11 protein-coding genes are annotated in these 12594 nt (G+C 69.3%); all 11 read left to right on the top strand.

The genetic code is table 11. The annotated features are described in order from the left end of the window. Positions 1–3 precede the first annotated feature (3 nt). Positions 4–1917: an NADH-quinone oxidoreductase subunit L gene (gene nuoL / locus AC1MIR_RS22535; protein ID WP_480030432.1), complete on the top strand. Its 1914-nt coding sequence runs from the start codon at positions 4–6 to the stop codon at positions 1915–1917. Beyond that, positions 1914–3425 (top strand): NADH-quinone oxidoreductase subunit M, encoded by a 1512-nt coding sequence (locus AC1MIR_RS22530; protein WP_480030431.1) that lies wholly within the window; start codon positions 1914–1916, stop codon positions 3423–3425. Before nuoL ends, AC1MIR_RS22530 begins: the two co-directional genes overlap by 4 nt. 7 nt (positions 3426–3432) lie before the next feature. Then, the gene (nuoN, locus tag AC1MIR_RS22525) at positions 3433–4854 is read left to right on the top strand and encodes an NADH-quinone oxidoreductase subunit NuoN (RefSeq protein WP_480030430.1); all 1422 of its coding nucleotides are present in this window, start codon (positions 3433–3435) and stop codon (positions 4852–4854) included. Continuing rightward, on the top strand, positions 4829–5602 hold the full coding sequence (locus AC1MIR_RS22520) for a biotin--[acetyl-CoA-carboxylase] ligase (protein ID WP_480030429.1): 774 nt from the start codon (positions 4829–4831) through the stop codon (positions 5600–5602). The genes nuoN and AC1MIR_RS22520 overlap by 26 nt, the downstream gene beginning before the upstream one ends. 5 nt (positions 5603–5607) lie before the next feature. After that, entirely contained in the window at positions 5608–6429 is an 822-nt protein-coding gene (locus AC1MIR_RS22515; protein ID WP_480030428.1) for a type III pantothenate kinase, read from the top strand. 76 nt (positions 6430–6505) lie between these two features. Next, positions 6506–8143 (top strand): ribonuclease J, encoded by a 1638-nt coding sequence (locus tag AC1MIR_RS22510; RefSeq protein ID WP_480030427.1) that lies wholly within the window; start codon positions 6506–6508, stop codon positions 8141–8143. A 16-nt stretch (positions 8144–8159) separates the two neighbouring features. Next, positions 8160–8750, top strand: coding sequence for a YdeI/OmpD-associated family protein (locus AC1MIR_RS22505; protein WP_480030426.1), 591 nt, complete (start codon positions 8160–8162; stop codon positions 8748–8750). Between the two features lie 12 nt (positions 8751–8762). Continuing rightward, the gene (locus tag AC1MIR_RS22500; RefSeq protein WP_480030425.1) at positions 8763–9035 is read left to right on the top strand and encodes a DUF1467 family protein; all 273 of its coding nucleotides are present in this window, start codon (positions 8763–8765) and stop codon (positions 9033–9035) included. A 463-nt stretch (positions 9036–9498) separates the two neighbouring features. Further along, positions 9499–10806 (top strand): proline--tRNA ligase, encoded by a 1308-nt coding sequence (gene proS / locus AC1MIR_RS22495; RefSeq protein ID WP_480030424.1) that lies wholly within the window; start codon positions 9499–9501, stop codon positions 10804–10806. Between the two features lie 10 nt (positions 10807–10816). Beyond that, on the top strand, positions 10817–12067 hold the full coding sequence (locus AC1MIR_RS22490; protein ID WP_480030423.1) for a lipoprotein-releasing ABC transporter permease subunit: 1251 nt from the start codon (positions 10817–10819) through the stop codon (positions 12065–12067). Between the two features lie 119 nt (positions 12068–12186). Beyond that, positions 12187–12594: ABC transporter ATP-binding protein (locus AC1MIR_RS22485; RefSeq protein WP_480030422.1), on the top strand; the 408-nt coding region annotated here is incomplete at its 3' end.

The following is a 12594-nucleotide window of genomic DNA, read 5'->3' as shown; positions in this document are numbered from 1 at the left end:
GCGATGTACGTCGGCGCCATCTTCTTCCCCCTGCTGGGCGCCTGCCTGGCAGGGTTCCTGGGCCGATGGCTCGGCGACAAGGCGTCGCAATGGATCACGGTCGCCTGCATGGCGCTGGCGGCGGTCTGCGGCCTCGGCGCCTTCTTCGAGGTGGCGCTGGGCGGCGCGCCCGGCGTCGTGCCGATCGTCACCTTCCTCGACGTCGGCGGGTTCGAGGTCTCCTGGGCGCTGCGCTACGACACGCTGAGCGTCGTGATGGTGGCGATGGTCACCTTCATCTCCACGCTCATCCACATCTACTCCGTCGGCTACATGTCGCATGACCCGACGACGCCGCGCTTCTTCGCCTATCTGTCGCTGTTCACCTTCATGATGCTGATGCTGGTCACGGCGGACAACCTGGTGCAGCTGTTCTTCGGCTGGGAGGGCGTCGGCCTCGCGAGCTACCTGCTGATCGGCTACTGGTACGAGAAGGAAAGCGCGAACCGCGCCGCGATGAAGGCCTTCATCGTCAACCGCGTCGGCGACCTGTTCTTCATGCTGGGCATGGCGCTCACCTTCTGGACCTTCCAGTCGGTGGAGTTCGACGCGATCTTCGCCGGCGTCGAGGCCGCGAGGGAGGTCCGCTTCCTCGGCATGCCGGCGCTCGAGGTCATCGGCGTGCTGCTGTTCCTCGGCGCCTGCGGCAAGTCGGCGCAGCTCGGCCTGCACACCTGGCTGCCGGACGCGATGGAAGGCCCGACGCCCGTCTCCGCGCTGATCCATGCGGCGACGATGGTGACCGCGGGCGTCTTCCTGATGGCGCGCATGTCGCCGGTGATGGAATACGCGCCCGTCGCGCTGGCGATCGTCACCGTGGTCGGCGCCACCACCGCCTTCGTCGCGGCGACGATCGGCTGCGTGCAGAACGACATCAAGCGCGTGATCGCCTACTCCACCATGTCCCAGCTCGGCTACATGTTCTTCGCGGCCGGCGTGGGGGTGTACCAGGCGGCGATCTTCCACCTCTTCACCCACGCCTTCTTCAAGGCGCTGCTGTTCCTCGGCGCGGGCAGCGTTATCCACGCCATGTCGGACGAGCAGGACATCCGCCGCATGGGCGGGATCTGGCGGAAGATCCCGGTGACCTACGCGCTGATGTGGATCGGCAGCCTGGCGCTGGCCGGCATGCCCTTCTTCGCCGGCTACTACTCGAAGGACATGGTGCTGGAAGTCGCCTATGCGGCGCATAGCGGCGTCGGCGGCTACGCCTTCCTGATGGGCCTGCTGGCGGCCTTCCTGACCGCATTCTACTCCTGGCGCCTGATCATCCTCACCTTCCACGGCGCGCCGCGGGCCGATCACCACACGATGGAGCATGTGCACGAAAGCCCGCTGGTCATGCTGGTGCCGCTGGTGGTGCTGGCGGCGGGCGCCGTCTTCGCCGGCGCGGTCTTCTACCCCTATTTCGTCGGCCACGATCAGGAACAGTTCTGGGGTGCTGCGATCCACACCGCCGCGCACAACCATGTTCTGCACGACGCGCATGGCGTGCCGGCCTGGGTGCCGCTGGCGCCCACCGTCGTGGGCCTGGCCGGCATCGCGCTCGCCTATCTGCTCTACATGCTGAAGCCGGAGATCCCGGGCCAGCTCGCTTCCCGCTTCGCCGGCACGTACCGCTTCCTGCTCAACAAGTGGTACTTCGACGAGCTCTACGACGCGATCTTCGTGCGGCCGGCGCAGTATCTGGCGCGGGCCCTCTGGAAGACCGGCGACGCGCGCCTGATCGACGGCGTGCCGAACGGCGCCGCCGATCTTGCGGTGCAGGCCGCGCGCGGCGCGGTGCGCATCCAGACCGGGCGGGTCGCGAACTACGCCTTCGCGATGATCATCGGCCTTGTCCTCTTCGTCACCCTGCTGCTCTACGGTGCCCGATGAACGCCGCCGGCTTCCCGATCCTCAGCCTGGTCACCTTCCTGCCGCTGGCCGGCGCCTTCATCATCCTGATGGTGCGCGGAGATGAGGACGTGGTGGCGCGCAATGCGCGCTGGACCGCGCTCTGGACCAGCCTGATCACGCTCGCCCTCTCGCTGATCCTGTGGTTCCGATTCGATCCCGCGACCGCCGACTTCCAGTTCGTGGAACGCGCGGCGTGGCTGCCGGAATTCGGCGTGAACTACCACATGGGCGTGGACGGTATCTCGGTGCTGTTCGTGCTGCTCTCCACGCTGCTGACGCCGCTCTGCATCCTCGCGTCGTGGGAAAGCGTGCAGACCCGCGTGCGGGACTACATGGTCGCCTTCCTCGTGCTGGAGAGCATGATGGTCGGCATGTTCTGCGCGCTGGACTTCGTGGTGTTCTACATCTTCTTCGAGGCCGTGCTGATCCCGATGTTCCTCATCATCGGCGTCTGGGGCGGCGCGCGGCGGGTGTACGCGGCGTTCAAGTTCTTCCTCTACACGCTGGCCGGGTCGCTGCTGATGCTGCTGGCGATCCTGGCGGTGTGGTACCATGCCGGGACCACCGACATCCCGACGCTGATGGCCACCGCCTTCCCGCCGGCGATGCAGTTCTGGCTGTTCCTGGCCTTCTTCGTCTCCTTCGCGGTCAAGGTGCCGATGTGGCCGGTGCACACCTGGCTGCCGGACGCGCATGTGGAGGCGCCGACGGCGGGCTCCGTCATCCTGGCGGGCGTGCTGCTGAAGATGGGCGCCTATGGCTTCATCCGCTTCTCGCTGCCCATGCTGCCGCAGGCGAGCGCGGATTTCGCGCCGCTGATCTTCGCGCTCTCGGTCGTGGCGGTGGTCTACACCTCCCTCGTCGCGCTGGCGCAGGAGGACATGAAGAAGCTGATCGCCTATTCCTCGGTCGCGCATATGGGCATCGTGACGCTCGGCATCTTCACCTTCACGCAGCAGGGCCTCTCGGGCGCGCTGTTCACCATGCTGTCGCACGGCGTCGTCTCCGGCGCGCTCTTCCTCTGCGTCGGCGTGCTGTATGACCGCGTGCATTCGCGGGAGATCGCGCGCTATGGCGGGGTCGCGAAGATCATGCCGGCCTATGCGCTGATCTTCATGCTGTTCACCATGGCCTCCGTCGCGCTGCCCGGAACCGCGGGCTTCCCGGGCGAACTGCTGGTCATCGTCGGCGCCTTCAAGGTCAATCCCTGGGTCGCCCTCGGCGCCGCGCTCGGCATGATCCTCGGCGCGGCCTACATGCTCTACCTGTATCGCCGCGTCGCCTTCGGCAGGATCACGCGCGACGACCTGCGCAGCCTGCTCGATCTCAGCCCGCGCGAATACGCGGTGTTCGCGCCGCTGATCCTGCTGACGCTGTGGATGGGCGTCTATCCCTCCTCCTTCCTGACCTTCTTCGAGGCGAGCGTGGCCAACCTGATCGCGCGGCATGAAGCCGCGCTCGGCGCCGCGCGCCTGGCGGGGATGTGACGCTGTGATGAACTGGACCCTCGCCCTGCCGGAAATCGTCCTCGGCGTCTCCGGCCTGCTCATCCTGCTCGGCGGCGTGATCCCGAAGAAGGAAAGCTTCTTCCCCGTCTCCATGGCGGTGATCGGCGCGCTGATCCTCGCCGCCGTGCTCGTGCTCGGCCAGGCGGAGGGCACCGCCTTCCTCGGCCAGTATGTGGCGGACAACTTCTCCCGCTTCGCCAAGGTGCTGATCCTGTTCGGCGCGGCGATCGGCCTGCTGCTCGCGCTCGACTTCAACGAGAAGGCGGGGCTCGGGCGGTTCGAGTATCCGGTGCTGATGCTCTTCGCGACGCTCGGCATGATGGTCATGGTCTCGGCCAACGACCTGATGTCGCTCTATATCGGGCTCGAGCTGCTGTCGCTCTCGCTCTACGTCATCGCCGCCTTCGACCGCGACAACCCGCGCAGCGCGGAAGCGGGGCTCAAGTATTTCGTGCTCGGCGCGCTCGCCTCCGGCCTGCTGCTCTACGGCGCCTCGCTCGTGTACGGCTTCGCGGGCACGACCAATTTCGACCGGCTGGCGGATGCGCTCTCGGGCGGCGATGTCGGCACGGGCGTGGTGGTGGGCCTCGTCTTCGTGCTGGCGGGCCTTGCCTTCAAGGTCTCCGCCGTGCCCTTCCACATGTGGACGCCCGATGTGTACGAGGGCGCGCCGACGCCGGTGACGGCCTTCTTCGCCACCGCGCCGAAGGTCGCCGCGATCGCCCTGCTGATGCATGTGCTGATCGGACCCTTCGGCGAGCTTTCGGCCCAGTGGATGCAGGTTATCTGGGTCTGCTCCGCGGGCTCGATGATCCTCGGCGCCTTCGCCGCCATCGGCCAGAAGAACATCAAGCGGCTGATGGCCTATTCCTCGATCGGCCATGTCGGCTACGCGCTGATGGGCCTCGCGGTGGCGAACGACACGGGCTATCGCGGCGTGCTGGTCTACATGGCGATCTATGTGGTGATGAATCTCGGCACCTTCGCCGTGCTGATCGCCATGCGCCGCCGTGGCCGCGCGCTGGAGCAGGTGGAGGACCTGGCGGGCCTCGGCAAGACGGACCCGGCGATGGCGCTCTGGATGGCGGTGTTCATGTTCTCCATGGCGGGCATCCCGCCGCTCGCCGGCTTCTTCGGCAAGCTCTACGTCTTCCTCGCCGCGGTGCAGGCGGGCTTCTGGACGCTCGCGGTCATCGGCATCGTCACCAGCGTGATCGCCAGCTACTACTACCTGCGCATCGTGAAGGTGATGTATTTCGACGCGCCGCAGGACGGCGCGCTGGATGCACGGCCTGCCAGCCTGACGGTGGTCATGGCCTCGACGGGACTTCTCACCCTGCTGTTCTTCCTGTTCCCCGCGGCGTTGATCGGCGCGGCGCAGCTTGCCGTCGCCTCGCTCGCCGGCTGAGGACGCGGCGGCGCTGCCGCCGGGATGGCGGCTGCGCGTCGAGGCGGAACTCCCCTCGACCTCCGACCTGCTGCGGCGCCTTGCCGCGGCGGGAGAGCCGGAGGGGCTGGCGCTGCTGGCCCGCCGGCAGACGGCGGGGCGGGGCCGCGACGGGCGAAGCTGGCAGAGCCCGGCGGGCAATCTCTACATCTCCCTGCTGCTGCGCCCCGATGCGCCGGCCGCGGAGGCGCCGCGCTTCGCCCTGCTCGGCGGCGTCGCGCTGGCCGAGGCGCTCTCGGGTTTCATGGCCGACAGGGCGGCTATCCGGCTGAAATGGCCGAACGACCTGCTGCTCGGAGGCGCCAAGCTGGCCGGGATGCTGTGCGAGGGCGCGGCGCATGACGGGCGGATCGAGTGGATCGTGCTGGGGCTGGGCGCCAATCTCGCCGTCGCGCCGAACCTGCCGGACCGGCCGACCACCTGCCTCGCCGATCACGCGCCGGCGCCCGACCCGGAAGCGGCGGCGGTGGCCCTGATCCGGGCGGTGGAGGGCTGGCGGCGGCGCGTGGCGGCGGAGGGCATCGGCCCCCTGCTCGACGCATGGCAGCAACGCGGGCCGCAGCCCGGCGCGCGGTTGACGCTGCGCACCGGTGCGGGCGAAACCACCGGCCTGTACCGGGGCCTCGACGCTGACGGCGCCCTGCTGCTCGAGACGGATGGGCGGACCAGGCGCTTCGCGACCGGCGAGCTCTCGGGGGGAGGAGACTGAGCCCCATGCTGCTGGCCGTGGACGCGGGCAACACCAACGTCGTCTTCGCCGTGCATGACGGCGCCGAATGGCGCGGTCGCTGGCGGATCCGCACCGATGCCGAGCGCACCTCGGACGAATACGCGGTCTGGCTGATGACGCTGCTCGGCCATTCGGGGCTGAAGCCGGCGGACATCTCGCGCTGCGTGATCGGCACGGTGGTGCCGGCCGCGCTCTACAACCTGCGCCGGCTGTCCCGCGAATGGTTCCTCTGCGAGCCGCTGATCGCGCGGGCCTCGCTCGACTGGGGCTTCGACATCCGGGTGGACGCGCCGCACGAGGTGGGCGCGGACCGGCTGCTCAACGCGCTCGCCACCCATCGGCGCTATGGCGGGCCGCTGATCGTCATCGATTTCGGCACGGCGACCACCTTCGACGTGGTGGCGCGGGACGGCGCCTATCTCGGCGGAGTGATCGCGCCGGGCATCAACCTCTCGATCGAGGCGCTGCACCGCGCCGCCGCGCGCCTGCCGCGCATCGGCATCGGCCGGCCCCAGGCGGTGGTGGGGCGCAACACGGTGGCGGCCATGCAGTCCGGCATCTACTGGGGCTATGTCGGGCTGATCGAGGGGATCGTGGCCCGCATCCGCGCCGAATACGACGAGGCGGTGGACGGCCGCCTGAAGGTGATCGCCACCGGGGGTCTCGCGCCGCTCTTCGCGGAAGGCACCACCATCATCGAGACGACCGACCCCGACACCACGCTCGATGGCCTCCGGCTGTTGGCGGAGCGCAACCCCGCCCCCACATTGGCGAGAGTTGCGCGCCGCGACGACAGCCTCGCCTGACCGCCACGACCACGCATCCCGACCCGACGCATCCCGACCTGACGCATCCCGACCTGATCGAGAAAACGGAAGAACAATGACCGGAGACCTGGCCTTCATCCCGCTCGGCGGGACGGGGGAGATCGGCCTCAACCTGAATGTCTATCGCTGCGATGGGCAGCTTCTCGCGGTGGATTGCGGGCTCGGCTTCGGCGGGCCGGAACACCCGGAGGTGGATGTGATGGTGCCCGATGCCGGCTGGCTGGCCGCGCGGCGCGAGAGGCTGGCCGGGCTGGTGATCACCCACGCCCATGAGGATCATGTGGGCGCGGTGGCGCATCTCTGGCCCGCGCTGCGCTGCCCGATCCATGCCGGGCCCTTCGTCTCGGCGGTGCTGCGGCGCAAGCTCGGCGAGGCGGGGCTGCTCACCCAGGTGGAGATCGTGACCCAGCCGCTCGGCGCGCGCTGGACGGTGGGGCCCTTCGACCTGGAGTTCCTGCGCGTCGCGCACTCCGTGCCGGAGGCGCAGGCGCTCGCGATCCGCACCAAATACGGCACGGTGCTGCATACCGGCGACTGGAAGCTCGACCCCAACCCGCTGATCGGCCCGCCGACCGACGAGGCCGCCTTCGCGCGCCTCGGCGAGGAAGGCGTGCTGGCCATGGTCTGCGACAGCACCAACGCCCTGGTGGAGGGCCATTCCGGCAGCGAGGCGGAGGTGCGGCGCAACCTGGCCGCGCTGATCAAGGGGCTGAAGGGCCGGGTCGCCGTCACCTGCTTCGCCACCAACATCGCCCGCGTCGAGAGCATCGCCATGGCGGCCCGCGCGGCGGGGCGCCAGGTGGCGCTGTTCGGCCGGTCCCTGCGCAACGCCGAGGCCGCGGCGCGCGAATGCGGCTACCTCCGCGACATCCCGCCCTTCCTGACCGAGGAGCAGTCGGCCGACGTGCCGGACAACCGGCTGGTGCTGGTCTGCACCGGCAGCCAGGGCGAGCCGCGCAGCGCGATGGCCAAGATCGCCGCCGACACCCATCCGCATGTCTCGCTGGGGGAGGGGGACACGGTGATCTTCTCCTCCCGCATGATCCCGGGGAATGAGCGGGCGATCCTGCGCATCCAGGACGAGCTCAGCCGCGCCGGCGTCGAGGTGATGACCGCGGACGACCACATGGTGCATGTCTCCGGCCATCCGGCGCGGGACGAGCTGAAGCGGCTGTATCAGCTGGTGAAGCCGAAATACGCCGTGCCGGTGCATGGCGAATGGCGCCACATGAACGAGCACGCCAACCTGGCCGAGACACTGGGCGCGGAGGCCTATGTGATCGAGGACGGGGACGTGCTGCGCCTCGGGCCCGGCACGCCGGACATCGTGGAGAGCGTGCCGGTCGGGCGGCTGGCGGTGGATGGCGACCGGCTGCTGCCGCTGGATGGGGACGTGCTCGCCGCACGCAAGAAGATGCTGTTCAACGGCGTGGTCATCGCCTCGCTCGCGGTGGACGGGGCCGGGCGGATGCTCGGCCAGCCGCAGGTCTCCGCACCCGGCCTGTTCGACGGCACGGATGACGAGCCGGCGCAGATCGCCGCCGATCTGGCGCGCGCCGTGATCGAGCTGCCGGCGCCGATGAAGCGCGAGGACGGCGCGCTGCGGGAAGCGGCGCGCACCGCCGTGCGCCGCGCCCTCGGCCGCCGGCTGCGCAAGCGGCCGAGCGTCGAGGTGCATCTGCTGCGCGTCTGAGCCGCGGCCCGTCGTCATGCCGCGCCCGGCCGAGGAGGTGGAACGGGTCGAGCCCGGCAGCCGCGCCGCCTGGCGCGCCTGGCTGGCGGCGAACCATGCCCGCAAGGCGCCGGTCTGGCTGGTGATCCAAAAGGGGGAGGGCGACCTGGACGCCGCCTCGGCCTGCGAGGAGGCGCTTTGCTTCGGCTGGATCGACAGCCTGCCGCGCAAGCTGGATGCGGCGCGCTGGATGCTGCTGGTCTCGCCGCGCCGGCCGGGCAGCCCCTGGAGCCGCGTGAACAAGGCACGCATCGGGGCGCTGCGCGCGGCCGGCCGCATGGCCCCGCCCGGCGAGGCGAGGATCGCGGCGGCGCAGGCGGATGGGTCCTGGGACAGCTACGAGATCGCCGAGTCGCTGGCCGAGCCCGCGGACCTGGTTGCGGCACTGGCCGCGGTGCCGGGCGCGGCGGCGGCGTGGCGCGGCTTCGCCCCCTCCGCCCGCAAGGGCATCCTGTGGTGGATCGCCTCGGCCAAGGCGGAGGCGACGCGGGCGCGGCGGGTGAACGAGACGGCAAGGCTGGCGGCGCTCGGGCTGCGGGCCAATTTCCCCGAGAGCAAGGGGCGCTGAGAGGCTGTCGCGATGGACTGGTTCACGGGAATCGTCGTCTATCTGCTGATCTGGTGGACGGCGCTGTTCGTCGTGCTGCCGATCGGCACAAGGCCGGTGGAGGAGCCGGACCCGGAAGCCGGGGGCTGGCGCGGCGCGCCCACCCGGCCGCACCTGCTGCGCAAGATCATCGGGACGACGGTGCTGTCGGCGGTGCTGTGGCTCGGCGCCTATGCGCTGATCGAGTCCGGACTGATCAGCTTCCGGGAGGGCTGGCTGGCCTATCAGGGGCCGTCAGGGCGGTAGCGAAGGTCCGGCTGCACAAAATTCAGGCGGCTAACCCGCCTCCCCAGCGGGCGCCGCCCTCGAAATGCGCAGTTCGGTTTCGGAAGCCTGTTTTTTGGCTTTCCAGGGCGGCCTTTGTTGTTGTGCCGCCTTAGCTCCCCACGCCACTATCTGCCTCAGGGAGAGGTTGATCCTCTCTCTGCCGTGTGACTGGCGTTTCCTCCCTAAACTCGGGCCGCGCCCTTCGGGTGCGGCCCGCCTTTTCTTTACCTTTGGACCTACCGAAAGCAAAGAGGTTTTTGGGCGGAAAAGTGGCAAATGCGTTGTGATCTGTTGTTGCGGCGCAGCTTTGCATCATCTTGTTGCGCTGCAACATGACCAAAGCCAGTCACTTGCGTGCCGTTTTTGCGCCGATCCCTGCCGGCATTCCCCGCCCCCGCAATCCGGTCTAGCTTCCGGCCTCCCTGCCGCCCGGAGCCCCGCCTTGCGCCTCTCCCGCGCCTTCCTCCCCACGCTGAAGGAAACGCCCGCCGAGGCGCAGATCGTCTCGCACCGGCTGATGCTGCGCGCCGGCCTGGTGCGGCAGACCTCGGCCGGCATCTATGGCTGGCTGCCGCTGGGCTGGCGGACCCTTCAGAAGGTCGAGCAGATCGTGCGCGAGGAGCAGGACCGCGCCGGCGCGCAGGAGATCCTGATGCCGACCATCCAGTCGGCCGATCTCTGGCGCCAGTCCGGCCGCTACGATGCCTATGGGCCGGAGATGCTGCGGCTGAAGGACAGGCACGAGCGGGAGATGCTGTTCGGCCCGACCAACGAGGAGATGGTCACCGACATCTTCGCCCAGTTCGCGAAGAGCTACCGCGACCTGCCGCGCAACCTGTACCACATCCAGTGGAAGTTCCGCGACGAGGTGCGTCCCCGCTTCGGCGTGATGCGCGGCCGCGAGTTCCTGATGAAGGACGCCTATTCCTTCGACCTGACGAAGGAAGGTGCCACGCATTCCTACCGCCAGATGTTCCTGGCCTATCTGCGCACCTTCGCCCGCATGGGGCTGAAGGCGATCCCGATGCGCGCCGACACCGGCCCGATCGGCGGTGACCTCAGCCACGAATTCATCATCCTGGCCGAGACGGGCGAGAGCCAGGTCTTCGTCAGCAAGGCGCTGCTGGAGATGGACCCGCTGGCCGAGACGCCGGATTACGATTCCGACCTCGCGCCCCTGGTCGCGCGCTGGACCAGCCACTACGCCGCGACCGACGAAATGCATGACGAGGCCGCCTGGGCGAGCCTGCGGGAGGATCATCGCGTCTCCGCGCGCGGCATCGAGGTGGGGCACATCTTCTATTTCGGTACCAAGTATTCTCAGCCCATGGGCCTGCGCGTGCAGGGCGCGGACGGCCAGCCGGTGGTGCCGGAGATGGGCAGCTACGGCATCGGAGTCTCCCGCCTGGTCGGCGCCATCATCGAGGCCAACCACGACGAGGCCGGGATCAAGTGGCCGGATGCCGTGGCGCCCTTCAAGGCGGCGGTGATCAACCTCAAGCCCGGCGATCTCTCCTGCGATGCGCTGAGCGAGCGGGTCTATGCCGCGCTCGGCACGGACGGCGTCTATGACGACCGGCCCGACCGTGCAGGCGTGAAATTCGCGGATGCCGACCTGATGGGCCATCCCTGGCAGGTGATCATCGGCCCGCGCGGCGCGGCGGCGGACAAGGTCGAGCTCAAGCGCCGCATGACCGGGGAGCGGCAGGAGGTCTCGGTCGAGGACGCGATCGCGCGGCTCGCCGGCTGACATCCGCCTGATGTTCTCCGCTTTCGAGCGCGCCGTCGCCTTCCGCTACCTGCGGGCGCGCAAGGGCGAGCGCTTCGTCTCGGTCATCGCGATCTTCTCCCTGGTCGGCATCGCGCTCGGCGTCGCCACGCTCATCATCGTGATGAGCGTGATGGGCGGCTTCCGGCAGGAGCTGCTGGGGCGGATCCTGGGCCTGAACGGCCATCTCGGCGTGTACGGGATGGAGCGGAACATCACCGACTACGACGCGATGGCCGCGCGCATCCGCACGGTGCCCGGCGTGGTCAGCGCGACGCCCATCGTGGAAGGCCAGGTGCTGCTGACCAGCGAGCAGGGCGGCGCTTCCGGCGGGCTGGCGCGCGGGGTGAAGCCGGAGGACCTGCGCGCGCGCGGGCTGGTGGCGCAGAACATCCAGGTGGGCTCGCTCGAGGCCTTCGAGGGCGACGACGCCATCGTCATCGGCACGCGGCTGGCGCAGAAGATGCGCCTCACCGTGGGCGACCGCATCACGCTGGTCTCGCCGCAGGGCCGCACCACGGTGTTCGGCACGGTGCCGCGGGTGCGCGCCTACACCGTCGTGGCGCTGTTCCAGGTGGGCATGCACGAATACGACAGCAGCTTCGTCTTCCTGCCGCTGCAGGCCGCGCAGACCTTCTTCCAGACCGGCGACGCCGCCACGCAGATCGAGGTCTTCGTGCGTGACCCGACGGAGGTGCGCGCGGTGACGCGGGCGATCCGCACCGCGATGGGCAGCACGCCGGTGCGAATCCTGGATTGGCAGGACGCCAACAGCTCCTTCTTCGCGGCGGTGCAGGTGGAGCGGAACGTGATGTTCCTGATCCTGACGCTGATCATACTGGTCGCGGCCTTCAACATCATCTCCTCGCTGATCATGCTGGTGAAGGACAAGGGGCGGGACATCGCGATCCTGCGCACCATGGGCGCGACCAGCGGCTCCATCCTGCGCATCTTCCTGCTGTGCGGCGCCAGCGTGGGTGTCGTGGGCACCCTGATCGGCTTCGTCATCGGCATGCTGTTCTGCTGGAACATCGAGAGCATCCGCCAGGCGATCCAGGCGCTCTCGGGGACCGAGCTGTTCAGCCCGGAGGTCTATTTCCTCTCCCGCCTGCCGGCGGTGGTGGACCCCTGGGAGGTGACACAGGTGGTGCTGATGGGCCTCGGGCTGTCGCTGCTGGCCACGATCTATCCGTCCTGGCGCGCGGCGAAGACGGACCCCGTGGAAGCGCTGCGGAATGAGTAGCGCTGCGGTCGCGGAGCCCCGCAGGCCCGCAGGGCCGAGGAGCGGAGCGTGAATCGCAGCGCCATCAGTAGCGCTGCGGTCGCGGAGCCCCGCAGGCCCGCAGGGCCGAGGAGCGGAGCGTGAATCGCAGCGCCAACGATCCCGCTCCGCTGGAGCTTCGCGCCGTCGCCCGCGCCTTCCGCACGGAAGCCGGCGAGCTGCCCGTGCTGCGCGGCGCCGACCTGACGCTCGCCGCCGGCGAGATCGTGGCGCTCGTCGCACCTTCCGGCACTGGCAAGTCCACGCTGTTGCACCTGGCCGGCTTGCTCGAAAAACCGGATGCCGGCGAGGTCTTCGTGGAGGGGCGTGCCGCCGGCACGCTCAGCGACGACCAGCGCACCGCGATCCGCCGCAACACCATCGGCTTCGTCTATCAGTTCCACCACCTGCTGCCGGAGTTCACCGCGCTCGAGAACATCGCCCTGCCGCAGATGGCCGCGGGCGTCGCGCGCGGCGCGGGCCCGGGGGGCGGGGCGCGCGGTGGGGGC

It is taken from the genome of Falsiroseomonas sp. RANM36 (genome assembly GCF_056682175.1).
The sequence above is the reverse complement of the archived record's forward strand: the minus strand, read 5'-3'. Positions and strand labels throughout refer to the sequence as shown.

Excerpts from the sequence above, each read along its gene's own strand:
- nuoL (WP_480030432.1), top strand. The coding sequence starts at position 4 with ATGTACGTCGGCGCCATCTTCTTCCCCCTGCTGGGCGCCTGCCTGGCA.
- AC1MIR_RS22530 (WP_480030431.1), top strand. The coding sequence starts at position 1,914 with ATGAACGCCGCCGGCTTCCCGATCCTCAGCCTGGTCACCTTCCTGCCG.
- nuoN (WP_480030430.1), top strand. The coding sequence starts at position 3,433 with ATGAACTGGACCCTCGCCCTGCCGGAAATCGTCCTCGGCGTCTCCGGC.
- AC1MIR_RS22515 (WP_480030428.1), top strand. The coding sequence starts at position 5,608 with ATGCTGCTGGCCGTGGACGCGGGCAACACCAACGTCGTCTTCGCCGTG.
- AC1MIR_RS22510 (WP_480030427.1), top strand. The coding sequence starts at position 6,506 with ATGACCGGAGACCTGGCCTTCATCCCGCTCGGCGGGACGGGGGAGATC.
- AC1MIR_RS22505 (WP_480030426.1), top strand. The coding sequence starts at position 8,160 with ATGCCGCGCCCGGCCGAGGAGGTGGAACGGGTCGAGCCCGGCAGCCGC.
- AC1MIR_RS22500 (WP_480030425.1), top strand. The coding sequence starts at position 8,763 with ATGGACTGGTTCACGGGAATCGTCGTCTATCTGCTGATCTGGTGGACG.
- AC1MIR_RS22490 (WP_480030423.1), top strand. The coding sequence starts at position 10,817 with ATGTTCTCCGCTTTCGAGCGCGCCGTCGCCTTCCGCTACCTGCGGGCG.